Annotated in this window: 24 protein-coding genes and 1 other RNA gene; 18 read left to right on the forward strand and 7 right to left on the reverse strand. The window is 49.0% G+C overall.

The features are described from left to right. The first annotated feature begins 98 nt into the window (after nucleotides 1-98). Entirely contained in the window at nucleotides 99-1712 is a 1614-nt protein-coding gene (gene cshA, locus MUG84_RS01250) for a degradosome RNA helicase CshA (protein ID WP_244718211.1), read from the forward strand. Between the two features lie 103 nt (nucleotides 1713-1815). Here the strand turns inward: cshA and MUG84_RS01255 are convergent, their stop codons facing one another. Then, nucleotides 1816-1944, reverse strand: coding sequence for a YjcZ family sporulation protein (locus MUG84_RS01255; RefSeq protein WP_244718215.1), 129 nt, complete (start codon nucleotides 1942-1944; stop codon nucleotides 1816-1818). Nucleotides 1945-2120: 176 nt separating this feature from the next. Between MUG84_RS01255 and MUG84_RS01260 the strand changes: the two genes are divergently transcribed. From MUG84_RS01260 to MUG84_RS01270, 3 genes are all read left to right on the forward strand, one after another. Further along, on the forward strand, nucleotides 2121-2936 hold the full coding sequence (locus MUG84_RS01260) for a YesL family protein (RefSeq protein ID WP_244718218.1): 816 nt from the start codon (nucleotides 2121-2123) through the stop codon (nucleotides 2934-2936). Between the two features lie 6 nt (nucleotides 2937-2942). Then, nucleotides 2943-3133, forward strand: a non-coding RNA gene (ssrS, locus tag MUG84_RS01265) — 6S RNA. 163 nt (nucleotides 3134-3296) lie between these two features. Beyond that, complete coding sequence (locus tag MUG84_RS01270) at nucleotides 3297-3689, forward strand: DUF1499 domain-containing protein (protein WP_244718222.1); 393 nt, start codon at nucleotides 3297-3299, stop codon at nucleotides 3687-3689. Nucleotides 3690-3978: 289 nt separating this feature from the next. Here the strand turns inward: MUG84_RS01270 and tpx are convergent, their stop codons facing one another. Continuing rightward, the gene (gene tpx / locus MUG84_RS01275) at nucleotides 3979-4497 is read right to left on the reverse strand and encodes a thiol peroxidase (RefSeq protein ID WP_244718225.1); all 519 of its coding nucleotides are present in this window, start codon (nucleotides 4495-4497) and stop codon (nucleotides 3979-3981) included. Nucleotides 4498-4676: 179 nt separating this feature from the next. Here tpx and MUG84_RS01280 point away from each other — a divergent pair, with 179 nt between their 5' ends. Both MUG84_RS01280 and gltC read left to right on the forward strand, forming a co-directional pair. Then, nucleotides 4677-5309, forward strand: a complete 633-nt coding sequence (locus MUG84_RS01280) for a rhomboid family intramembrane serine protease (RefSeq protein WP_244718228.1) — start codon at nucleotides 4677-4679, stop codon at nucleotides 5307-5309. Between the two features lie 40 nt (nucleotides 5310-5349). Next, complete coding sequence (gene gltC, locus MUG84_RS01285; protein ID WP_244718233.1) at nucleotides 5350-6279, forward strand: glutamate biosynthesis transcriptional regulator GltC; 930 nt, start codon at nucleotides 5350-5352, stop codon at nucleotides 6277-6279. A 27-nt stretch (nucleotides 6280-6306) separates the two neighbouring features. Here the strand turns inward: gltC and MUG84_RS01290 are convergent, their stop codons facing one another. Together MUG84_RS01290 and MUG84_RS01295 are read right to left on the reverse strand one after the other, a co-directional pair. Beyond that, nucleotides 6307-6987, reverse strand: coding sequence for a zinc metallopeptidase (locus tag MUG84_RS01290; protein WP_244718236.1), 681 nt, complete (start codon nucleotides 6985-6987; stop codon nucleotides 6307-6309). Between the two features lie 52 nt (nucleotides 6988-7039). Next, a complete protein-coding gene (locus MUG84_RS01295) occupies nucleotides 7040-7471 on the reverse strand; it encodes a MerR family transcriptional regulator (RefSeq protein WP_244720860.1) in 432 nt (143 codons plus the stop codon). A gap of 321 nt (nucleotides 7472-7792) precedes the next feature. On the opposite strand from MUG84_RS01295, the gene MUG84_RS01300 reads away from it, so the two are divergent. The 3 genes from MUG84_RS01300 (at nucleotide 7793) to MUG84_RS01310 (ending at nucleotide 11109) form a co-directional block, all read left to right on the forward strand. Further along, entirely contained in the window at nucleotides 7793-9235 is a 1443-nt protein-coding gene (locus tag MUG84_RS01300) for an ammonium transporter (protein WP_244718254.1), read from the forward strand. 66 nt (nucleotides 9236-9301) lie between these two features. Further along, entirely contained in the window at nucleotides 9302-10372 is a 1071-nt protein-coding gene (locus tag MUG84_RS01305) for a DUF294 nucleotidyltransferase-like domain-containing protein (protein ID WP_244720862.1), read from the forward strand. Then, nucleotides 10369-11109 carry an exonuclease domain-containing protein gene (locus MUG84_RS01310; RefSeq protein ID WP_244718258.1) on the forward strand — a complete coding sequence of 247 codons (741 nt, stop codon included), beginning with the start codon at nucleotides 10369-10371 and terminating at the stop codon, nucleotides 11107-11109. Before MUG84_RS01305 ends, MUG84_RS01310 begins: the two co-directional genes overlap by 4 nt. On the opposite strand, the gene MUG84_RS01315 is transcribed toward MUG84_RS01310, so the two are convergent. Further along, nucleotides 11096-11551: a Mov34/MPN/PAD-1 family protein gene (locus MUG84_RS01315; protein ID WP_244718262.1), complete on the reverse strand. Its 456-nt coding sequence runs from the start codon at nucleotides 11549-11551 to the stop codon at nucleotides 11096-11098. The two genes, MUG84_RS01310 and MUG84_RS01315, sit on opposite strands and share 14 nt — an antisense overlap. A gap of 106 nt (nucleotides 11552-11657) precedes the next feature. Between MUG84_RS01315 and MUG84_RS01320 the strand changes: the two genes are divergently transcribed. Beyond that, nucleotides 11658-12212: a TlpA family protein disulfide reductase gene (locus tag MUG84_RS01320; protein ID WP_244718266.1), complete on the forward strand. Its 555-nt coding sequence runs from the start codon at nucleotides 11658-11660 to the stop codon at nucleotides 12210-12212. 113 nt (nucleotides 12213-12325) lie between these two features. On the opposite strand, the gene cimA is transcribed toward MUG84_RS01320, so the two are convergent. Continuing rightward, a complete protein-coding gene (gene cimA, locus MUG84_RS01325) occupies nucleotides 12326-13951 on the reverse strand; it encodes a citramalate synthase (RefSeq protein WP_244718269.1) in 1626 nt (541 codons plus the stop codon). Nucleotides 13952-14240: 289 nt separating this feature from the next. Here cimA and MUG84_RS01330 point away from each other — a divergent pair, with 289 nt between their 5' ends. The 3 genes from MUG84_RS01330 to MUG84_RS01340 all read left to right on the forward strand — a co-directional run bounded on the left by MUG84_RS01330 (nucleotide 14241) and on the right by MUG84_RS01340 (nucleotide 17474). After that, on the forward strand, nucleotides 14241-15536 hold the full coding sequence (locus MUG84_RS01330; RefSeq protein ID WP_244718272.1) for a DNA polymerase IV: 1296 nt from the start codon (nucleotides 14241-14243) through the stop codon (nucleotides 15534-15536). Nucleotides 15537-15682: 146 nt separating this feature from the next. Continuing rightward, on the forward strand, nucleotides 15683-15931 hold the full coding sequence (locus tag MUG84_RS01335; protein WP_244718276.1) for a ferredoxin: 249 nt from the start codon (nucleotides 15683-15685) through the stop codon (nucleotides 15929-15931). A gap of 115 nt (nucleotides 15932-16046) precedes the next feature. Next, complete coding sequence (locus MUG84_RS01340; protein WP_244718281.1) at nucleotides 16047-17474, forward strand: L,D-transpeptidase; 1428 nt, start codon at nucleotides 16047-16049, stop codon at nucleotides 17472-17474. On the opposite strand, the gene MUG84_RS27185 is transcribed toward MUG84_RS01340, so the two are convergent. Continuing rightward, entirely contained in the window at nucleotides 17475-17609 is a 135-nt protein-coding gene (locus MUG84_RS27185; protein WP_280521113.1) for a hypothetical protein, read from the reverse strand. It abuts the gene before it with no gap. A gap of 189 nt (nucleotides 17610-17798) precedes the next feature. Here MUG84_RS27185 and MUG84_RS01345 point away from each other — a divergent pair, with 189 nt between their 5' ends. The 5 genes from MUG84_RS01345 to MUG84_RS01365 all read left to right on the forward strand — a co-directional run bounded on the left by MUG84_RS01345 (nucleotide 17799) and on the right by MUG84_RS01365 (nucleotide 23068). Then, nucleotides 17799-18893: a quinone-dependent dihydroorotate dehydrogenase gene (locus MUG84_RS01345; protein ID WP_244718284.1), complete on the forward strand. Its 1095-nt coding sequence runs from the start codon at nucleotides 17799-17801 to the stop codon at nucleotides 18891-18893. A gap of 24 nt (nucleotides 18894-18917) precedes the next feature. Continuing rightward, the gene (yjbM, locus tag MUG84_RS01350) at nucleotides 18918-19745 is read left to right on the forward strand and encodes a GTP diphosphokinase (protein ID WP_244718288.1); all 828 of its coding nucleotides are present in this window, start codon (nucleotides 18918-18920) and stop codon (nucleotides 19743-19745) included. 173 nt (nucleotides 19746-19918) lie between these two features. Further along, nucleotides 19919-21472 carry an RsmB/NOP family class I SAM-dependent RNA methyltransferase gene (locus tag MUG84_RS01355; RefSeq protein WP_244718291.1) on the forward strand — a complete coding sequence of 518 codons (1554 nt, stop codon included), beginning with the start codon at nucleotides 19919-19921 and terminating at the stop codon, nucleotides 21470-21472. Continuing rightward, nucleotides 21469-22221, forward strand: coding sequence for a pseudouridine synthase (locus MUG84_RS01360; RefSeq protein ID WP_244718294.1), 753 nt, complete (start codon nucleotides 21469-21471; stop codon nucleotides 22219-22221). The genes MUG84_RS01355 and MUG84_RS01360 overlap by 4 nt, the downstream gene beginning before the upstream one ends. A 46-nt stretch (nucleotides 22222-22267) precedes the next feature. Then, complete coding sequence (locus MUG84_RS01365) at nucleotides 22268-23068, forward strand: Cof-type HAD-IIB family hydrolase (protein WP_244718297.1); 801 nt, start codon at nucleotides 22268-22270, stop codon at nucleotides 23066-23068. Nucleotides 23069-23100: the final 32 nt, after the last annotated feature.

Genomic DNA, 23100 nt, shown 5'->3' on the forward strand with positions numbered 1-23100 from the left:
TAATTTTTGAAGAATGGCTAACCTATATAATGTTTACGCTACTTAAGAATACAGACAAGATTGTGGATTGTCCACTATATAGAAGGAGTATGAAAATATTGAAAAATTTCGCAGATTTAGGCCTTGAACCAAAGGTTCTTCAGGCCATCACAGAGCTTGGATTTGAGGAAGCAACACCAATTCAGGCGCAGTCGATTCCGATTGCTATGTCCGGACGCGATATGATCGGCCAAGCTCAAACCGGTACAGGTAAAACAGCAGCTTTCGGCATTCCTCTGATTAATAAAATTTCTAAGGACACGGACAAAATCGTAGCGCTCGTTATGACTCCAACCCGTGAGCTTGCCATTCAGGTTGCTGAAGAGATCGGAAAACTGACACGCTTTAAAGGTATCGGATCGCTGCCAATCTACGGTGGTCAGGATATTGGCCGTCAAATTCGCGCATTGAAAAAGAAACCGCAAATTATCATCGGTACACCAGGTCGCTTGCTTGACCACATCAACCGCAAAACCATCCGCCTTGATGATGTCGAAACCGTTATTCTGGACGAAGCCGACGAAATGCTGGATATGGGCTTTATGGATGATATTCAATCCATCCTGAAGCTGGTACCCGAAGAACGTCAAACGATGCTTTTCTCCGCAACAATGCCGCCAAACATTCAAAAACTGGCTCAGCAATTTTTGAAAAATCCTGAACATGTATCGGTTGTTCCTAAACAAGTCAGCGCACCGCTGATTGACCAAGCATATATCGAAGTACCTGAGCGTCAAAAGTTTGAAGCACTTTGCCGTTTGATTGATATGGAGTCTCCTGAGCTGGCGATCGTATTTGGACGTACCAAGCGCCGCGTTGACGAGCTGTCCGAAGCTCTGCAAAAACGCGGATATTCTGCGGACGGACTTCATGGTGACCTGTCTCAAAACCAACGTGATACCGTTATGCGTAAATTCCGTGACGGAAGCATCGACGTATTGGTGGCAACAGACGTGGCAGCGCGCGGTCTCGATGTTTCCGGCGTAACTCATGTCGTTAACTTTGACCTTCCACAGGATCCTGAGAGCTATGTACACCGTATCGGACGTACAGGCCGCGCAGGTAAAGAAGGTACTGCATGGTCCTTCGTAACACCTCGTGAAATCGATCATCTGCACCTGATTGAACGCGTTACGCGTCACCGCATTACGCGCAAACCGCTTCCTACACTGGCTGAGGCTATTGAAGGTAAGCAGCGGATTATTGCTGAGCGCCTGATGGAGACGATTGAGTCTGGTGAGCTTAACGAATATAAAGGTCTTGCGATCCAGCTTCTGGAACAGTATGATTCCGTGCAGCTGTTGTCCGGCGCTATGAAAATGTTGACTGGCGAGAAACGCGATTCCGAAATCCAACTGACTCCAGAGGATCCGATTCGCGTGAAACGTCGCTACAATAACAGCGGTAAGCCTGATCTGCGCAACGGCCGCAAACCATCTGGAAACTACGGCGGATTCCGTGGTGGCAGCAATGGCGGCGGAAGAGGCGGATATAACCGTGACCGCGATAACGGTGGACGTGATAACGGTGGACGTGGCGGATACAACCGCAGCAGCAGCGGTGGCGGACGCAGCGATACTTCCTCTTATCGTGGCGGTGGAGACCGCAAGCCGCGGACGAACAGCGGTGAAGGAAGACGCCCTTCTAAACGCGATGATTCCTACAACAGCTAATCGCTGAATACAAAAGAGACGATGTGTGCCTTGCACACGCCGTCTCTTTTTTGTTTATTTATGCTTTTAATTCATGAGGTTAGCTCTTTTGGTTTCATTTCAATTACCAAATGAATGCGCGGGTGATGATGACCAGCAAGATGAACAGTACTAGAATTGCACCTGTGGAACCCCACATTCCTGCTCCACAACCATATCCGATTCCATATCCTAATCCTGGTGCGTATGCCATATATGATTACCTCCTTAAGTGTTTGATTCCTTTGGGTTACTGTGTATCTTATGAGGGATAATGCCCTTCTGTATAGACCTTTACCTAAATCCCAGGAAATTAGGCGCTGGTAATCTAAGGCTAAAATGCGGTATATTAATATGTACAGGCATAGTTAGTGGAGGAGGGGCTTATTATTGGAATTTAAAGGTGCAATGGGCGGTATTTACAAAATTACAGAATGGATTACCCGCTTTGCTTACAGCAACATCCTGTGGCTTTTATGTTCGTCTCCGTTTTTCTTTTTCTTTGTGACCAGACTGCTGGTAACGGGTCCGAATGAGAAGCTTCAAATGAACTGGTCTATGGGTATTGTGGCACCGTTTACATTGTTTCCGGCTACAGCGGCATTGTTTGCAGTTGTCCGGAAATGGGTGATGGGCGACACGGATGTAAAGATCTTTAGTATGTTTTTCAGAACTTTTAAGGAAAACTATAAGCAAAGCATGATTGGCGGCATATTTTACGTTCTTTTGCTAGTCATTATGATTGTCGATTATAACGTTTATATGACCCAGCTCAACAATCTGCAAATCATCGGCATCGTGATGCTGTTTTTGCTGATCGTGCTGTTCATTACGTTGTTTAATTTCTTTTCCATGATCGTTCATTATCACATGGGAATGATGCAGCTTCTGAAAAATGCAGTACTCATTACTATTCTTAGACCGCTGCGTGTCTTAACAACCGTTATCGGAAGTGCTGTAGTGCTGTTAATCGGTTCGAAGTATCCGGCACTGATCTTTTTCTTCGGCGGCAGTCTGATTGCATTCTGGGCATTCTTCAACTTCTACGCGACGTTTAACAAAATGCAGGAACAGGCCGAACGTATCAAGCAGAAAGAGCTGGAAGAGCAGGAAGCGGCTGAGCTTGAACAGGATCCGGACGAAGAGGGTGATGAGCAAGAAGATGTTCCTCATCAACATTTACATTCTGATAAAAAAGGTCTATAATAGTACTACATCCTGCGATGTTCGCCACGGTTAATCGTTGTTTTGAACCAATGATAATGTCTAGGGAGATCATTACGAGGCGCAGCTGAAAAGCCCTGTCTATACGACATGGGGACTTCAAAAACGCATCCGAGGTCACCCACCTGCCAAAGCAGGTTCAGAAGACAATTTAGCCGGACGGCATAGGCGGGTTTTTATTTTGAATGATAACTTGGGCACCCCGTTTTTCGGAACAATTCCGGAATTCAGGGGTGTTTTTTGCCTATAAGGTACATTTTACCCTACTTTCTCTTTTGTTCTGTCCTTAACAATGTTACACTATAAAGTATTGAAGATGCTTACTGCAAAGGGGGAAAGGTCTTGTCGTTAAAGAGAGTTCTAGTGGGGGTCATTCGCAGCCAAGAAGGTACAAGCGACCGGGCGAAAGATCCGAAGATGAAGACACGCTATTACAATTTATCGAGAGACAAGGCATGGGAGGAAATATCCTCGACGCTGAAAAAGATTCCGGGCTACAAAGTGCTTCATGAGGTTCCTTCCGTCGGTGAGATTACACTGGAGAAAAGGACGTCTCTTGGGCGCACGATGGATATTACGGTATCCGTACTGTCGGTTGGACCTGTGCGCAGTGCGGTAGACATGTACTCAGCTTCTAGAGGCTCCATGGGCGACTTGGGAGCGAATTATCGCATTATTTTGAATTTGTTTTCAGCACTCGATAAGAAATTGGCTAAATACAAAGTTACCCAATAACAGGACTAAAAAAGCGAGAGAAAGGACAAGGCTCTTTCTCCCGCTTTTTTTAAGATTATAGAATTTATAAATCTCAGCGAAGCTGAACCATTCTATAATCACAAGAAAAACTTCCGCTAAACGCGGTCTGTCTTCTGTGCAATTACATCAATAGACGTTTTTCTTTAGATTTCCGTAAGATATGCCACTCAAGGAAGCTGCTTCCGGATCTCCTGATAAAAAATTTCAGTTCCATTTTGTTTAAATGGATTTAAGCATATACTAACATTAGGGACCGATGCTTTGAGACTTAGAGCAGTTCCTTTACAGCGGCTACCGCTTTTTCATAATTCGGATGCTCAGTCATTTCAGGCAGATACTCCACGTACGTAATTTTGTCGTTTTTATCAACTACGAAGATGGAGCGCATATCCAGGCGGAATTCCTTGATCAGAACACCATAAGCTTGTCCGAAGGACATATCCTTGTGATCGGAGAGGGTAACCACACGGTCCACGCCTGCGGCGCCGCACCAGCGTGCCTGCGCGAACGGAAGATCGGCGCTGATGGTCAGAACGATGACTTCATCTCCCAAAGCCCCTGCTTCTTCGTTAAAACGGCGTGTCTGTGCATCACATACGCCAGTATCCAGGGAAGGTACGACGCTGATCAATTTGATTTTGCCTGCATAATCCTTCAGGGTAGCTTGCTCGAGCAAATTTTTGCTGACGGTAAAATCAGGAGCCTGATCCCCTGCTTGAAGCTGTGGTCCAACCAATGTGAGCGGATTGCCTTTAAAAGTAGCAACACCTGTACGTTCTTGTGTCATGTTGATTCTCCTTTCGAAAATGGAAATTGGCGAATCGTGCCAAGGACATTATAATCTTTTTAAAAAGGCATTGTCCAATCAGCTTGCTTGGTTTACTTGAAATGCTGAAAAAACATTTTAGGCAAGAGAATGATTAGGAAGAATTCATTCCTGAATGGTTCAAGCAAAGGAAGTGTATCATGATATTTGTTCGCTACGAAAATTGGAAAAGTTACTTAAAATACTACCCCGTCACGACGATATTATTTGTGGCTAATATTATTATGTTTCTTGTATTGACTTTTAACGGAGGATCTTCAAACAACGAGACGCTCATCAAGTTTGGCGCACTGACCAATGTGGACGGCTTCAATGAGTGGTGGAGATATGTAACGTCGATCTTCCTGCATGGAGGCTTCTCGCATCTGTTGTTTAACGACTTTGCGATCTTGGTGTTTGCTCCTCCCCTGGAGCGGCTCCTTGGAGCCTGGAGATACGCGGTATTGTATTTGCTTAGTGGTGTGATCGGCAATATCCTGTCCGTTGCACATTACAACCGGATGGGCGAGATTCTACTGACGATTGGAGCTTCTGGGGCCATTTTCGGTGTTTACGGGGCGTTTCTATATATTGCACTGCTGCAGCGGAATTGGATGGATGAGTCCTCGCGGAAGACGGTGTTTGCTCTGCTGATTGTCGGTATTGTCTTTTCCTTTATACCTTCAGGGGGAGTAAACGTTAACTGGGCGGCTCATTTGGGTGGATTTGTCGGCGGATTTTTTATTTACGGTTTAATGGCAAGAATGTTGAAGAAACGGGTTAAACGGTCATAACTAGCGGATTCACGTATATGCAGAATGGAGCGAGTAACAGGTGGAATTAAGACAGTTGCAGTATTTTTTGAAGGTAGCACAGAAGGAGCATGTTACTCAGGCGGCGGAAGAGCTGCATGTGGCCCAGTCTGCGGTTAGCCGTCAGATTCATCAACTGGAGGAAGAATTGGGAGTCCAATTGTTTATGCAAAAGGGCAGAAACCTGCAGCTAACGCCTGTGGGGCAGCTGTTTTGCAAAAGGGTGGACAGCATTCTGAAGGATCTGGATAAAGCTGTTGTGGAGGTTCATGAATTTTTGGACCCGGAACAAGGGGAAATCCGGATTGGCTTTCCGCACAGCCTGGGTATCCATCTGATCCCGTCTGTCGTTGCTGAATTCAAGCGGCGGTATCCGAATGTGAAATTCAGATTCAAACAGGGGATGTTTCCTTCGTTAATCCGGGATGTCATCTCGGCCGAGGTGGATCTTGCTTTTATTTCTCCGTTTCCTGAGAAACATGAGCAGGTTGAGGGCGAGATTATGCTGACCGAAGAGCTGTATGCGATTTTGCCTCCGAATCATCCTTTGGCCAATGAAGAAAGCATTACCCTGAATCAGCTGAAGGAGGATAAATTCGTCCTGTTTAGCAAAGGGTATTCCCTGCGGCCGATTGTCTGGCATGCCTGTCTTGAAGCTGGCTTTACTCCGAAGATTGCTTTTGAAGGGGAGGAAACGGATACGATCCGCGGGCTGGTTGCTGCCGGTATGGGTGTCAGTATTTTGCCAGAGATGGCATTGTTCCAGACGAATCCCTTGCAGCCAGCAAGAGTGAGAATTTCAGAACCTAAGGTGACACGTACCATCGGCCTGATTCATCGTTCTGATGACAAGCTGCCGCGGGTTGCGCAAGCATTCAGAACCTTTCTGCTCAGCTACTTCGGACTGCAACAACAAAATGGAAACCAAAAAAACACCCCGGTCGGTTCTTAACCGATCAGGGTGTTTTTGGTATGCAGCTTAGTCGCGATTGTTGTTATTGAAAATCATAATGTAGCGGAGCAGTTCCAGTACGGAGACCAAAGCAGCGGCTACATAGGTCAAAGCGGCAGCGTTCAGTACCTTGGCAACGCCTCTTTCCTCGTTAGGCGATATATAACCTTCAGATACCATGATATCGCGTGCGCGGTTACTTGCGTTAAACTCGACGGGCAGCGTAATCAGCTGGAAAGCAACGGCGACGGAGAAGAAAATAATCCCGATGCCGAGAAGTCCTGTCCATTGGAACAAAAAGCCTGCGAGAATCATCAGCGGCGCAAGACCTGAAGCGAAATTCACGAGCGGGAAGATCCGGTGGCGAAGCACCAGCATTGGGTAATGCTTCTTATGCTGGATAGCATGTCCAATTTCGTGGCAGGCTACCGAGATAGCCGAGATGGAGCTTTCATAGTAGACCGGCTCGGACAAACGTACAACGCGGTTGATTGGATCGTAGTGGTCGGATAATGCGCCTCGAACCGGCTCAATCGGGATATCATGCAGACCGTTGCTGTCGAGCATATGCCTTGCAGCTTCATAACCAGTCATGCCGCTCGTTGCTTGGACAGTGGACCATTCTTTAAAGGTTCCCTTAACCCGGAACTGGGCCCACATCGAAAAACCGAACGCAATAATAATTAATAAATACATATTCATTCCCATATTACACCCTCCTGCTAGTCGTGAAAAATAATATCTCTATATGGGAGACCGGCTATATTGTAGGTCCCTGCTCGAGGAAGAGTCTGATAGCTTCGATACAAGCCGCACCTTGCGGCAGTAATTTCAAAAGCAGGTGACTGGCTTGCCCGGGCTTCATCTTTTCTAGAAGGGGACTAAGCTCCTTCACCTCGCGTTCAAGCTGCTGCATATGCAGTTCCAGGTAGGTCAGCTTGTCGGATACCTGATTGATCTCAGGTTCGGCATCCCATTTATCGAGCGTCTGCCGGATCTCTTCTAGAGTATATTTCTCTTGTTTTAAATCATTAATACGTTTGAGACGGAGTAAGGTTTCATGGCTGTACAAACGATAATTTTTAAGGGTGCGCTTTTCGGGAGAAATGAGCCCCAGTTTGGTGTAATAATCAATTGTGCGCTCGCTGACATCTCCAGCTTTAGCCAATTCACCTATACGGTACAGCGTTATATCCCCATCTAAATCACCTCACTGGATCATAATTAATATTTATTAGATTGAACTATAGACGAAAACCGCCTCATTCCTATGAGCCACTTTCATTCAATCTATGTAACTCATTTTAATGTGGAATTGATGAAAATATGATACATGAAAGTTAACCATACAGTCAAACGTAATGCTTGCTTAATGTTACAAATAATGTTATTAAACATAACATATAATATTTTGACGAAAATATTATTGTCATCACCACCCCTAACTGCTTATAATGTGATTAATAATTTCGTTATATGTAATATAACCTAACATTAAAGAGGAGTGGGGAGTATGAAAGGAAAGTGGATTGGCGGTGCTTTGGCATTTCTTGCATTAATGGCTTTTCCGGTTACGGTGTTTGCGGATGATGGACCCACGAATGTGCAGCTTCAAGCAGGACTCAATACATTCTTTGTGTTCATGGCAGCCATGCTCGTGTTTTTCATGCAGGCGGGATTTGCATTGCTGGAAGCTGGCTCGGTGCGGATGAAGAATGCCGGCCATATTGCAGGTAAAACGGTATTAACGCTCGGCATCTCGGTGATCGTATTTTGGGCTTTCGGCTTTGGGCTCGGTTTCGGCAACGGGAACAGCTTCTTTGGGACGACCGGATTTTTTATGACAGGCGATTCGATGGCGAAGTCCTTTGATGCGCTGTCGGCATCAGATGTATCCCTTTCGGTGAAATTTTTATTCCAACTCTCCTTCGCGGCGATCTCCTTAGCGATTGCATGCGGCGGTATGGCCGAACGTGCCAAGCTGAGTATATATATCGTATTCGGAGCATTGTTTATGATCGTCATATATCCGGTTGTGGCTCACTGGGTATGGGGCGGCGGCTGGCTCGGCCAACTGGGCATGCAGGACTTTGCAGGCTCAACAGTCGTGCATTTGACGGGTGCCACTGCAGCTTTGGTTATTACGTATATGCTGAAACCTCGTCTTGGCAAATACAATAAGGATGGCAGACCGAACAGCATTCTGGGCCACAATCAGGTTTTGTCTGTTCTGGGCGTATTGATCCTCTGGATTGGCTGGTTCGGTTTCAACCCTGGCAGTACTTTGTCGGCGATGATGGACGGTTTCTTCGGCTATGTGGCATTGACAACCAATATCGCGGCGGCGGCGGGAGCCGTTGCTGCACTGCTCATTTCATGGGCTGTATTCGGCAAGGCGGATATCCCAAGCATGCTGAACGGTGTGCTGTCAGCACTCGTAGCGATTACAGGCTCTTGTGCCTTCGTGGATCCATGGGCTGCAGTTGTCATCGGGGCTGTCGCCGGAATCATTACCTTCTTTACGGCGCAATGGTTTGAGAGAGCAGGTATCGATGATCCGATTTATGCATTTTCCGTTCACGGCATTGCGGGGATTTGGGGAGCCATCTCCACAGGGTTGTTCGCAACGCCGAAGCTCGTGGAAACGACGGGTGTCGGTAAGCCGGGCTTCTTTTATGGCGGGGGATTGGAACAGCTTGGTGTTCAGCTTCTGGGAGTTCTAGGGGCATTCGTGTTCGTGTTCGTGATCTCGTTCATTATGATCGGTATGATGAAAGTGACGATGGGCATCCGCGTATCGGAGGAAGAGGAGATGATGGGGCTGGATATCAGCGAGCATGGCGCATACGGCTATCCGGAGCAAATGAAGCTAATTGCCGATGCGGCGGTAAAGTCTTCTTTAGAGCTCTCTGCAGTAAAGTCGGCAGCAGGAACCGGGGAAGCTTTGAACCTATGATCTTAAAGGCGACTTGTAAGCTAAAAAATTCAGCTGTTTGATAGGGAGGTGCAGCTATTGGAGCCGATGAAATACGCGGAAAGTGAACCGGATTTGGAAGGCATCAGGTATGCAGCTTCCCGCGAGCAGCTGAGACAACAACGTCAAGAATGCCAAATGCAGCTGGAACAGCTATATGCAGTTTTACCCATTACCCAATGGACGTCACTCGTGAACGATATGCATGATCATGTTGCCGCTAGGGCGGCCGTCATTTCCGAATATGAGCTGGATGCGGTGGGTTACGGTCCGCCTCCGGTTCCCTACGCATTTGTGGCATTCGGCAGTTCGGGACGGCGCGAGTCCACACTGTGGAGCGATCAGGACCATGGGCTGATCATCAGTGATGTGGACCATGAAGAAAAAGAAAAGTATTTTCACGCATATGGGCGCCATTTGTCCAATTTACTGGAATATTTGGGATATGAAAAATGCAAAGGGAAAGTCATGTGCTCCGAGCCGCTGTGGCGGAAAACACTTGAGGAGTGGAAGCGGCAGATCATAAGCTGGCATCAGGATTTCAGCTGGGAGCCTGTCCGCAGTCTGATGATCGCTTCGGATATGCGTTTTATCGCAGGTGAGCGTTCACTTGCGGCGGCCTGGAAGCAGTTTTTTGAACACAGCATGAATGAATCTCCGGAGATGGTGACGGCTATTTTGCGAAACACAGTCAGACATAAAGCGACGATGAATATTCTTGGGCAGGTGGTTACCGAGCGTTTTGGAGAGCATGCCGGCGATTTTGATGTGAAATACGGTGTATATATTCCGCTCGTGAACAGCATCCGGTACATGGCCCTTCAGGAAGGCATCGGAGAGACATCAACGCTGAAGCGGCTGGAAAGATTGACGCTACTGGATGGAGGGAACATGCTGCTCGAGAATTGCCAGCGGGCTTTTCTGACAGCACTGACGCTTCGTGCAGCCGCTTCCTTTACGGTGAACAACGGGATATATTCCAGCAGCGGATTCCTGCCGCAATCGGAGCTGAAGAAAAAGCCGCTCCTGTATAAGCTTCGTGACAGTCTTACGACAGTGAAGCGAACGCACCGTGCGCTGCAAAGACGACTTTGGTTTGCGGAGAGGAGAAGATTATGAAGACTCCAGAGCGCGGGAACGGCGGATTCTGGAGCTTGCTGCGCCAGGGAGGGGTGCCATCGGCGATCGCATCTGTGATGGGTGGCAACTCGGCTCAGCAGATGGCGTTCATCCGATCTCTCATGAGAGAACAGCGGCGGCCGGAGATGCTTCATACACCATTGAACAAGCTAAAAACCGTCATTTTCGACCTCGAAACTACGGGGTTCAACGTTCAGCAGGGGGATGAAATATTGTCGATCGGTGCACTCAAATCGGACGGTGAGCACATCATGGAGCAGGATTCGTTTTATACGCTGGTGCAGGCCAAACGGCCGGTGCCTCGCCAAATTACCGAGCTGACAGGCATCACCCAGCAGATGATCGATCATGCGCCGCCTCTGATAGACGGTCTGCATGATTTTATGAGTTTTGTGGGTGACCGGGTTCTGGTAGCGCATGCCAGTGCGCATGATAAATCTTTTCTGAATTCGGCCCTCTGGAAAACGTCCAAGGTGAATCTGAGCCACCGCGTCATCGATACGATGCTGATCGCACGCTGGCTGGAGCCTTGCCGGCAGAGCTACACGCTGGATTCACTACTGTCGGGAAAAGGCATTCCTATTGAAGGAAGGCATCATGCGCTTGAGGATGCGAGAATGACCGCGAAGCTGTGGGCTTCTTATTTGAGGGATATTGCAGAGAGCAGGAAGGCTGATACGCTAGGTGATCTCTATGCTTGTCTCAGTCATGCATAATCCGGCATGCTTGCAGCGTGTAATTGCCATCGGTTCCTTTGATAATATTATAGCCGTTTAACTGTACGTTATGATCCTCACTACCTGGGCTGCCGATCAAATAGACGCTGAGCATACCGGCGAATAAAGGCAGCTGCTGCAGATCCTGGGCAGAAGGTACGGGATCCGAGTGAGGATGCGAATGAAAGAGGCCGATCAGGCCATCTCCCTGCAAGCATTCTCTTGTCCAGTCCTCGGGATGCAGGATGAACCGGTGCAGCGGGTCAGGAGCTGCGTTCCTCATAGGAACAAAGGTTTCACTCCGCATGCATCTAGCTGTAGCTGAACCACGCAAAATACCGCAGACTTCATAAGGTAATCCGAGAAACAGGTGCTCGGCAATTTGCCTTTCGCACGAGGCGCTGAGCCAAATTTCTTGTTGGGTTTCATGAGATTCTGTCAATCGTAGTTCTCCCTTCTGGAAAAAATCTGCAATCCATTTGTAAGTTACGGTGAAAAGAGGGTACAATACTTCATAGAAACTTTCTATGAAAAGGAACGGGACATCCATGAAGCGTAATCTATATATTCTTCTTGGCGTCATCGTATTAATCGGTATCGCGATTTATCAAAATGCGGGACCCGGCATTCAGTCGGTTTTCCAGCAAGAGAAGCCGATGCCGACCGAAACGGGACCCAAGGCGGGACTGCTTGCCCCGGAATTTACAGCCCAAGGGCTGGACGGAAAAGAGTATCATGTTGACGGACAGCAGGATAAAGCGATTCTGCTGAATTTCTGGGCATCCTGGTGCAGTCCATGCCAGCAGGAAGCGCCTGAGCTGAATGCATTGGCCGAGAAATACAAGGACAGCCTGAACATTTACGGGGTCAACGTGACGAAATACGATAATAAGCAGAATGCCCAAAAATTTATCGAAAAATATGGCGTGAACTTCCCGGTGATGCTTGATATGAAAGCTGATATCTATGAAAAAATGTACCAAGGGATCGCATTCCCGACCAATGTGCTTATTGACAAGCGCGGAGTCATCCAGGAGGTTGTGCTTGGTATTTTGCCACCGAAGGATTTGGAGAAAAAAGTGAAGCATCTCGTAAAATCCTGATGATTTTTTCTTGCGATATCAGGATGCTTCTCTTGAAGTTTATACTTTCTGCTATCTTGAAAAACCTCGGTGTCCTGACAGGACAGCCGAGGTTTTAAGTTTTCTGATGAAGCTTAATGGTTGATGAGACCCCGCTGGTCTGCAGACGGTTCCTCTACATCGCGTTCTTTTTGGAGAATTTGCCCAAGCAGTGCGTAACGCATACTGTCCACAAGCGCTTCCCAGCTCGCTTCAATAACGTTGCCGGATACCCCGACGGTATTCCAGGAATTGTTAATATCCCTCGATTCAATTAATACGCGAACCTTCGCTGCCGTTGCATCCTTCTCATCAAGAACACGTACCTTATAGTCCGACAGGTGCATTTCCTTAATGGCAGGGAAGTATTGAACCAGCGCTTTGCGCAGCGCATTATCGAGCGCGTTGACAGGACCGTTGCCTTCAGCTGCTGTATAGACATTGTTGCCGGCGATATTCAGCTTCACGAAGGCCTCGGAGACAACCGGCCGGCCGGCTGTTTTTTCAACCAGCATTTTAAAGGATTCGAAGGTGAACAGCTCTTTCATTTCGCCGCCAGCTTCGCGTAGAAGGAGCTCAAGGGAAGCGTCCGCTGCTTCGAAGGTGTAGCCTTGATGCTCGAGATCCTTGATTTTGTCGATCACCTTGCGGGATTGCTCGTTCGTCTGGTCAAAATCGAGGCCCATATCATGAGCCTTGGAAACGATGTTGCTTTGTCCCGAAAGATCCGATACCAGCACCCGCTGCTTATTACCTACCCATTCCGGAACGATGTGCTCGTAGGTTCTGGAATCCCGGAGGATGGCCGAGACGTGAATGCCGCCCTTATGGGCGAAAGCCGCATTTCCGACATACGGCTGATTGATCGGCATGTGGACGTTTGCAATTTCACTGATATAACGTGCGGTGTTGGTCAGCTGCTTCAGGCGCTCTTCGCCGATACATTCATACCCGAGCTTGAGCTGCAGGCTCGGGATAATGGAGCAAAGGTTAGCGTTGCCACAGCGCTCTCCGTAGCCGTTGATCGTTCCCTGCACTTGACGGGCGCCCGCTTGCACCGCGCTGAGTGTGTTCGCAACCGCAAGCTCGCAATCATTATGCGTGTGGATGCCGAGGTTAGCCTGCGGGATGTCGGTATGAAGCGTTGTGACGATGCTGCTGATTTCATGTGGAAGCGTTCCGCCGTTGGTATCACACATGACAAGCCAATCCGCGCCGGCTTCCTGGGCTTTTTTCAATACGGAGACCGCATACTCGGGATTGTTTTTGTATCCGTCGAAGAAATGCTCCGCGTCAAAAATCACCTCAAGACCCTGCTGCTTCAGATAAGCGATGGAATCATAAATCATGGCCAGATTTTCTTCAAGCGTCGTTTGGAGTGCAGTATGCACGTGAAAATCCCAAGACTTCCCGACCAGTGTCGCAGCTTGTGCACCGGACTCGATGATGCGCTTCAGGTTCGCGTCCTGATCTGCCTGGCTGTCCTTGCGTCTCGTGCTGCCGAATGCAGTGATTTTGGCGCTGAGTCCGAGCTGCTGCACTCTTTTGAAAAATTCGATGTCTTTGCTGTTGCTTCCCGGAATCCCGCCTTCAATATAATGAACACCAAGATCATCGAGCTTCTTGGCAATTTTGAGTTTATCGTCTGCTGATAAGCTGATTCCTTCTCCCTGGGTGCCATCGCGCAGGGTTGTATCGAAGATGGATATGGACTTAGACATGAGGCGTCCTCCTTTGGAAGTCTTATAAATTTCGATTTTGCAGGATTCATAACGTTCTTAATTTTTTGAATTATAGGATTTAGAGGTATTCAGTGAGTTGAAAACGTCTGAGACTCTATAATCAGAAGACAAATGTCCGTCTGCTGCGGATATTTTTTTAATATTATAGCATTTTTACGCGGGAATGTAACAAAGAATTCCGGAATTTCCCGGCGGGCCGGTTTCTTGACCTCTTTTTCAAGGAACGTTATGCTGGAATTAATGAATTTAGTGAAGGTGAGAAGGACTCATGAAGAGGGATGTTGACGCTTATTATCCATCGAACGGACGGGTCATTTTACATGTGGATATGAATGCTTTCTACTGCTCGGTCCATGAGGCGGAGGAGCCGGAAAAATACCGCGGCAAGCCTACGGCCGTAGCCGGAAGTATCGAGCTGCGCAAAGGGATCATCGTGACCTGCTCCTATGCCGCCAGGCAGAAGGGGATCTCCACCGGAATGCACGTGAACCGGGCGCTGAAGCTATGTCCGGATCTGATCGTCATTTCGCCCGATTTCCATTTATACCGTAAATACTCAAACGCATTTATGAAAATTGCTTATTCCTATTCACCGCTCATGCAGGCGACTTCCATCGATGAATGTTATCTCGACATTACCGGCTCCAGGCAGTTCGGCACACCGCAGCAAATCGCGGAAGAAATCCAGTGTAGGATCGATGAGGAGCTTGACCTGCCGTGTTCCGTGGGAATCGCACCGAACAAGCTGCTGGCCAAGATGGCGTCCGACATGAAAAAGCCGAAAGGAATCTCCATACTTCGCATTCGTGATGTACCCAGCATATTATGGGATAAGCCATGCGGCGAGCTGTTTGGCATCGGCGGCAAGACGGCTGAGAAGCTGCGCAAGCTCGGGATCTATACGATTGGTCAGTTGGCGAAAACGGAAGAGGACACACTCACCCGGGCGTTTGGCGTGATCGGGGTCTGGATGAAGCAGGCCGCAAACGGAATCGATCATTCGCCCGTTCTGGAAGAACGGGAACAAAATAAATCGATCGGACATACCACGACGCTTCCAATGGATATCCAGGCCCGTGAGGATGTAAACCGGGTGCTGCTGAACATCAGCGACCAGGTGGCACGCAGACTTCGGCGTCAGGAGCTTGTTGCAGGGGGCGTACAGATTACGATCCGCACACCGGACATGAAAACGATCACGCGCAGCCGGGCGCTAGGGACGCCTACCGAAAATGCGAGCGAGATATATAATGAAGCCCGCCGCTTGTACGAGGAGCACTGGAGCTGGGATAAACCGGTGAGACTACTTGGCATTACGCTTCAGCATTTGACGCCCAAAAGTGAATCGGCCATTCAGCTGGATCTTTTTGAATATGAAAAGCAGCCGAAGAAGGAGTCGTTAACACAAACGATGGATATGCTCCGCAACAAATTTGGTGAAAATGCGGTCGTTACCGCAGGTATGCTGGGCGATGATCCTTCGGTTCTGCTTCGTAATCATAAGGTGAGGGGAACCTCGCTACAGATGGATTTTGTTAATAAAGAGGGACTTGATCTTCCTTAATCATTCAATATATACAGGTTAAAGTTGAATTGTAAGTGATATTTATCATAGGCTTTCGGCGTGATGGTGATATAGGATAAGATCTGCGGCCTGCCTAAGGCCTGATGAAATGCTCGTTGCTTGCAATAGGGGGTAGAGTGAATATTATGGCAAAATACTGCTGGGTTGATAAAGATACATGCATTTCTTGCGGGGCATGCGGGGCTACGGCGCCCGATGTATTCGATTATGATGACGAAGGAATGGCGGAGGTCGTGTTTAACGGGGATGCCAATCAGGGCGTAACCGAGATACCGGAGGAACTGTTCGACGATCTTCAGGATTCCGTAGACGGCTGCCCGACGGATTCAATTCATGTTGCTGATTGTCCCTTCCGGGTTGCGGTAGAACAATAGAGAAAAGGACCAAAACATCCTTTCATTCGGGATAGACCCGGGTGAAGGATGTTTTTTTTCAGTTTTTATACTCCATCAACCGATATATAGAAAAAGAACATCGATGGAGGAACCCGTGGGAAATTCACATTACCTGAAAAAATATGTGCAGATGCATCCGGACAACAAGATGGGGTGGTATTTGCTTGGTAAGGAATATGAAAAGAACGGGAAGCATGGAAAAGCGAATTACTGCTTCAATCAATCCGGAGGAATATATGAGGCGTTTGAAACGAGCAAAATGCCTTCAGATATATGGGAAGAGTATGAAACTAAGCTGCTCCAGCAGGCTAAAGAGAAGCACCGGCGTTCCGTTCGAATGCGCCGTTCGCTAATGATCCTGATGCTTCTGCTGATTGCATTGATCCCGCCTGTGGATGCGCCGGGTCAGAGCAAAAAATCCGCGGAAGCGGTGCTTGCAAAACAGCCGGACAGCATGGGAAATCACCCGAATGATGCCGCAGACAAGGAGCGGGATGGTGCAGCGGATCTGCAGGAGAAGGACCGTGTCATGTTTACGGCGGCGCAGGAAGGCGGCTTTGGAGCGGGAGGACCGCAAGTGAAGCCAGGGCCTTTTACCCACCCCGAATTGCTGAAGGGGAAACTGGCTGTGCTGGAACTGAAAAAGCAGGGGAATTGGCTGCTGTGGGACAGGCATATGCCGCTTGGGTTTACACTGGAGAATAAAGGTGCCGGAACGCTTACCTATCAGTCATACAATCCTAAAACCTGCAGCTGCCAGCCTTCGGACGGAAGCGAGCTGACGAATGAGGCGCTTACCTGGACGGGGGAACAGGAAGAGCAGGCCTTGCTATACAGTGCCATCAAAGCATATAGGAATAATACCGGCAATTTTCCTGATCAGCTGGGTGATCTGCTGCGCCCGTTTCCAGGCAACTGGGTATCAGGCACAACGGATGGAATGAAGGATGCTTTTCAGCCGATGCTCAAGCGGGTTAAGGCGGAAGCAGCGGGGCAGGAACCTACTGATGAAGTACGAGCTTTAGACGGCTCAAAAGGGAAGGGACCATTCTCTAAGACATGGGGCAATAAGCCGTTTTTTGAGGAGCCGCTAAAAATCGTCGTGGATAAGAGCAATCACCGGCTCGCCGTGATTAGCGGACAGATTATTCTGCGTAATTACAAAGTCGGACTTGGAGGCATACGTACCCCGGAGGGGAGATACGTCATTTCGGACAAAGTGATGAATCCGAACGGACGCTCAAACGGAGAATTCGGGAGCAGGGGGATGCAGCTTTCCGGAACGAATTATGCCATTCACGGAACGGATGAACAGGATAGCATCGGAGCGGATGAGTCTCAAGGCTGTGTTCGGATGAGCAAAGAGGATATCGAGGAGCTTTTTGATCTGGTGCCTATGGGAACTCCAGTCGTTATAACGAAAGGGGCTTTGCCTGATGAACTGCTCGTTCCGAAGGAAAGATTCCATACGAAACGGGAACAGGACCAGACAAACCCCCGGGAAACGTACCACTGGCTGTAATCAGGTGTTTAAGATGATCAGCACAACAATCAGCAGAACGAGAAGCAATAAACTGAGGCCTGACCAAAAAATCGCCTTTCTGTTCACTTCTTCCTTTTTTTGCTGAAGTGTCGGAGGCTTGCGCTTGGCTGCCATAGAGTTCAACCCTCTTTCTATCAAATTCAGTGGATACCTCAATTGTAATGGGTTTATCCCTAAAATGCCAGCAGGGTCAAAGGCGATAAAACAAGCGGATGGACAAGGTAAAAAACTTTTCTTTTACCACGGAAAAGGATACACTTAAGAGTAGAGAACATAACTGTGGATGGAGAGGAAGAGTAGCAGGTGCTGTACCGAAATGTGGCAAAACCGATTTTTTTTAAGATGGACCCTGAAAAAGCGCATCATTTGGTGATCGGAGGTTTACATACAGCCGGATCTATGCCGGGAGGCTCCGCATTTCTGCGAAGCATGTACGGTGTAAGCGAAACGCCGGATCTGGCAGTCGATTTATTCGGGCTTCATTTTCCTACGCCGGTCGGACTGGCGGCGGGACTGGACAAGAACGCGGCAGCCGTTGAAGGCTTCTCCTCTATCGGATTCGGATTCATGGAAGTGGGGACCGTTACGCCGAAAGGACAACCCGGCAATGACCAGCCCCGCTTGTTCCGCCTGCCTCCGGACGAGGCTCTGCTCAACCGGATGGGCTTTAACAACGAAGGTGCGGAAGCGATGGCGCAGAAGCTGTCCCGGCTGAAATCAAGATCTGTTCCCGTGGCGGTCAATATCGGCAAAAACAAAGTGACCCCAAACGAGGAAGCATATAAAGATTATCAGGAATGCATCCGGAAGCTGTATCCGTACGGCGATTTCTTTGTCGTCAATATCAGCTCGCCGAACACGCCGGATCTGCGGAATTTGCAATACGGAAGCGAGCTTTCCTCGCTGATTGCGCATATCATGGAAGAGATGCGTCAGCAGGCGAAAAAATACGGCGAATCCAAACATATATTGGTTAAAATTGCTCCAGACGTAAGCAACGAGGAGCTGGAGATGATGGTGGACGCTCTTGGGGCGAGCGGGATTTCCGGCATTATCGCTACGAATACGACGATTGGCAGGGACGGTCTGACCCATCCGAACAAGAAGGAAACAGGCGGAATCAGCGGCAGACCGCTGCGGGCGCGCTCCACGGAGGTTGTGTCCCGCGTATACAAACAAACCGGCGGGAAGCTGCCGATTATTGGCTCCGGCGGTATTTTTACTGCGGAGGATGCTTACGAGAAAATCCGGGCGGGCGCAAGCCTGGTCGAAATCTATACTGCTCTTATATATGAAGGGCCCGAAGTGAACCGCCGGCTGCATGCCGGGCTTAGGGAGCTTCTGCGCCGAGACGGATTAACACATATTTCCGAAGCCGTAGGAGCTGACCATCGCTGAGGGAGACAGACAGGAGGCATGTGAATGGACGGCAGGGATTGGGGATTGTTTTTACTACCGTACGAGCAAACTGTTGAAGAACTTAAAGTCAAATTCAAAACCATGCGTGCGGAACTGAAGAAGCGCGAAGAGTACGCGCCGATCGAATTTGTAACGGGCCGCGTGAAACGGATATCCAGCATTTTGGAGAAAGCAAAACGTTTAAACGTGCCGATGGACCAGCTGGAAACCGGAATCGAGGATATCGCGGGCATCCGCATTATGTGCCAGTTTGTGGAGGATATCCGGCGTGTGGCCGAGTACATCCGCAAGCGTAAAGACCTGAAGCTCTTATTTGAAAAGGATTATATTACGAATTACAAGGAGAGCGGCTACCGCAGCTTTCATATGATCGTCGAATACCCGGTGCAAACGGCGCTCGGCCAGAAACATGTACTCGCCGAAATTCAAATCCGGACCCTGGCGATGAATTTCTGGGCGACAATCGAACATTCCTTAAGCTACAAGTACCGTGAAAGCCTGCCCGAAGAAATGCGCAAACGACTGCAGAAGGCAGCCGAGGCCGCAGCGGTGCTGGATAACGAAATGTCCAGCATTCGCGAGGAAATTCTGGAGGCCCAGAAGAAGTTTGAGGATGATTCAAATATAACCTCACAAGCATTGACATTGATTCACCAGCTGTATTTCTACCATCTCGTTAATGAAGCGATGGAGTTCCAGGAGCGGTTTAACCGGATTTGGGTGAGCCAGGGCGCAGATCGTAATACGGAAGAAATGAAGGAATTGCTGGAGGATGTCAAACAGATGATAGCGTCTTACCGGAAGGAAGATTCGAACGACGATCAAGTTTAAGCAATGGGAGCTCTCCATACAGATGGATACTTATGAGATATGAAAGAGGATCAGCCTGCTGCCCTGGGAGGGTAGCGGGTTGTTTTTTTAGATCATTAAGAGTATGCCTTCCGTCGAATTGTGATAAAATGGGACAGACCATTTAATCGAGACAGAACAGGATGATGAATGACATGGCACTGCAGCTGCCCCCCGCTTTTGAGGAGCGGATGAAGTCCCTTTTACAGGAGCAATACGATCGTTTTCTCGCTTCATACAACCATAAACCGTTTAGCGGGCTCAGAGTCAATACACTGAAAATTTCTGTGGAGGACATGATTACGCTAAGCCCTTGGCAGCTGAAGCCGATTCCGTGGTGTCCCACGGGATTTTATACGGAAACAGGCGACAGACCGGGAAGACATCCTTATTACCATGCGGGCCTCTACTATATACAAGAGCCGAGCGCGATGGCTCCGGTGGAGCTTTTGGACGTTCAGCCGGGTGAAAGAGTACTTGATTTATGTGCGGCTCCAGGAGGGAAGTCCACCCAGATCGCAGCCAAGCTTAAGGGACAAGGCCTGCTCGTCAGTAACGATCTGAATGCGGAACGGACGAAGGCGCTTGCCAAAAATCTGGAGCTTTACGGTGTACGGAACGGCGTTGTACTTCAGGAGCATCCGGACCGGATTGCAGGCAAATTTCCTTATTTTTTTGATAAAATCCTTGTCGACGCTCCGTGCTCGGGCGAGGGCATGTTCCGCAAGGACGAGGACATGGTCCGGCAGTGGAATGCCGACTCGCCGGCCAAGTATGCAGCCATGCAGCGCGATATTTTAAGAACGGCAGCAGGCATGCTGAAGCCAGGCGGCCGTATGGTATATTCCACATGCACCTTTTCACCGGAGGAAAATGAAGCGATCATTGCTGAATTTCTTGCAGAGCATGAACATTTCCATGTCCAAGCCCCGGTGCAAAGCGAACTGTTTGCGAAGGGAGAGACGGCCTTTATTCGCGAGCATGTGAACGAAGCGCATAGCATTCCGGATGAGATCTGGGAGCAAGCGGAGCATACTGCACGCCTGTGGCCGCATCTGATCGAGGGGGAAGGACATTTCCTCGCGGTGCTCCAGCATGATGGAACAGAGGAAGAGGCGCCACGGCACCTGGAGATTACAGCCGGATCTCAGGATACGAATGGAGGTCGTCTACACGGCAGGAACGACTCCCGTTCCGATCGCAGCCGCAGCACCGGAAAAAAAGGAAAGGTTTCTTCCAAGGCTCCCGCAGCGGATCAAACGTCCGGCCAGCTTGAGGCATACGGCGAATTTATAAAAAGCCATCTTTCCTTTGAACCTGGCGGATATACCATTGTGTACGGGCAGCATGTTTATCAATCACCGCTTCCTTCCGAAGCGCTGGACGGACTTAAGGTTGTTCGACCGGGCTGGTACATGGGAGATGCGAAGAACGGCCGCTTTGTCCCGGCGCATCCGCTGGCCACAGCTTTGCATCCGCACGAATTCAAACGGGTGCTTGCACTATCGTCCGAATCCGGCGAGGCAGTCCGGTACTTGAAGGGCGAAACGCTTGATGTGGAAGCGGACCGCGTGACTTGTTATGGCGGCGTGATGCCCAAAGGATATGTATTGGTATGTATTGATGGCTATTCTGCGGGCTTCGGCAAATGGCAGGATGGATTTTTGAAGAATGAATACCCTGCAGGGTGGAGGTGGACCTCGGTATGAGCGGAAAAGGGAGAACGACCCTGAGATTGGACAAGGTGCTGACCCATATGGGTTATGGTAGCCGGAGCGAAATCAAGAAATACGTGAAACAGGGTTTCATCACGGTTAATGGTGCCCGTGCGAAAGACAGCGGCATGCACGTCCATCCGGAAACGGATGTCATCCTGCTGGACGGGGAGCAGATTGTCTACAAAGAGTTTATTTATGTGATGCTCCATAAACCTCCTGGCGTGGTGTCCGCTACCGAAGACAACCGCGACCGGACCGTTCTGGACCTGCTGGAGCCTGCGATTCTGGCTTTTGAGCCTTTCCCTGTCGGGCGTTTGGACAAGGATACCGAAGGATTTCTGCTGCTGACCAACGATGGCAAGCTTGCACATGAGCTTCTGTCCCCCAAGCGGCATGTACCTAAGACCTATACAGCTCTTGTCTCCGGTGATGTTGATGAAGAAGATGTGGAACAGTTCGCTAAGGGTGTCACGCTGGATGACGGGTATGTGACCCTGCCGGGAGAGCTTGTCATTTTGCAAAAAGAGCAGAAGGAGGATGGGGTTCTCTCCCGGATTGAGCTGACGATTCATGAAGGAAAGTTCCATCAGGTTAAACGGATGTTTGAATCAGTTGGCAAAAAGGTCCTTTATTTGAAGCGGATCCGGATGGGCAATCTGGATTTGGATCCTGCTCTGAAGCTGGGCGAGTACCGGGAATTAACGGAAGAAGAGCTTGGATTGCTCAAGAATAACGAATAGATATTGGCAAAATAGACAAAAACGACTTAAAAGGATGGATGGAGAAGTGAAGTACAAGCTGATAGCGCTGGATGTTGACGGAACCCTGCTGAATGACAACCATGAACTGAGCGAACAAACGATGAAAACAATTCAGGAAGTATCCCGCACCGGGGCGGAAATCGTGCTTTGCACCGGGAGAGGTCCGCAAAACTCCATTCCGTTTATGGAGCAAATTGGATTGACCGGATATGTGATCAGCCATAATGGAGCGGCAACGGTAGATGTGGAGACGAAGGAGATTGTGCATCAGTTTGCCATGGACACCAAGGCGATTCAGCCGTACATGGATTATTTCCGCGAGAAACGCGTTCATTTTGACGTGAATACCGCTTTTAATATGTATGTAGATAACGTGGAAGGGATGGCTGCAGAGATACGCAGCATGTATGAGAATTATTTGATGCTGCCTCTCGATATGCCGCCTCTGCAGGAATTCAGTGAGCCTATTGTCAAAATAACCGCATTTGCTTATGCTGATGTCCTGGATCAGATCTATGAGGAAACGAGTAAGTGGACGCCTAAGTTCAATAGTTTGCGTAGCGGCGAGTATTTCCTTGACCTGATGCATCCTGACGCCTCCAAAGGCAACGCGCTGAAGCAGCTCGCAGAGCGCCGGGGAATCCGGCAGGAAGAGGTGCTTGCAATCGGCAATTATTTTAATGATATCACGATGCTTACCTTTGCAGGTCTGGGCATTGCCATGGACAACTCGCCACAAGAGGTTAAGGCTGCTGCGAATGAAGTCACAGCATCCAACAATGACGACGGCGTGCATGAGGCATTGCTCAAATACTGCTTATCCTAAACGCAAAAGGTACCCATTTGGTCTTATGAGAC

It is taken from the genome of Paenibacillus mangrovi, from assembly GCF_022898935.1.
In the GTDB taxonomy this organism is placed as follows: Bacteria; Bacillota; Bacilli; order Paenibacillales; family Paenibacillaceae; genus Paenibacillus_AQ; species Paenibacillus_AQ mangrovi.

Excerpts from the sequence above, each read along its gene's own strand:
- MUG84_RS01290 (WP_244718236.1), bottom strand. The coding sequence starts at position 6,987 with ATGGGAATGAATATGTATTTATTAATTATTATTGCGTTCGGTTTTTCG.
- yjbM (WP_244718288.1), top strand. The coding sequence starts at position 18,918 with ATGGACGGCAGGGATTGGGGATTGTTTTTACTACCGTACGAGCAAACT.
- MUG84_RS01335 (WP_244718276.1), top strand. The coding sequence starts at position 15,683 with ATGGCAAAATACTGCTGGGTTGATAAAGATACATGCATTTCTTGCGGG.
- cimA (WP_244718269.1), bottom strand. The coding sequence starts at position 13,951 with ATGTCTAAGTCCATATCCATCTTCGATACAACCCTGCGCGATGGCACC.
- MUG84_RS01330 (WP_244718272.1), top strand. The coding sequence starts at position 14,241 with ATGAAGAGGGATGTTGACGCTTATTATCCATCGAACGGACGGGTCATT.
- MUG84_RS01320 (WP_244718266.1), top strand. The coding sequence starts at position 11,658 with ATGAAGCGTAATCTATATATTCTTCTTGGCGTCATCGTATTAATCGGT.
- MUG84_RS01300 (WP_244718254.1), top strand. The coding sequence starts at position 7,793 with ATGAAAGGAAAGTGGATTGGCGGTGCTTTGGCATTTCTTGCATTAATG.
- MUG84_RS01305 (WP_244720862.1), top strand. The coding sequence starts at position 9,302 with ATGAAATACGCGGAAAGTGAACCGGATTTGGAAGGCATCAGGTATGCA.
- MUG84_RS27185 (WP_280521113.1), bottom strand. The coding sequence starts at position 17,609 with ATGGCAGCCAAGCGCAAGCCTCCGACACTTCAGCAAAAAAAGGAAGAA.
- MUG84_RS01310 (WP_244718258.1), top strand. The coding sequence starts at position 10,369 with ATGAAGACTCCAGAGCGCGGGAACGGCGGATTCTGGAGCTTGCTGCGC.
- tpx (WP_244718225.1), bottom strand. The coding sequence starts at position 4,497 with ATGACACAAGAACGTACAGGTGTTGCTACTTTTAAAGGCAATCCGCTC.
- MUG84_RS01255 (WP_244718215.1), bottom strand. The coding sequence starts at position 1,944 with ATGGCATACGCACCAGGATTAGGATATGGAATCGGATATGGTTGTGGA.
- MUG84_RS01280 (WP_244718228.1), top strand. The coding sequence starts at position 4,677 with ATGATATTTGTTCGCTACGAAAATTGGAAAAGTTACTTAAAATACTAC.
- MUG84_RS01355 (WP_244718291.1), top strand. The coding sequence starts at position 19,919 with ATGGCACTGCAGCTGCCCCCCGCTTTTGAGGAGCGGATGAAGTCCCTT.
- MUG84_RS01360 (WP_244718294.1), top strand. The coding sequence starts at position 21,469 with ATGAGCGGAAAAGGGAGAACGACCCTGAGATTGGACAAGGTGCTGACC.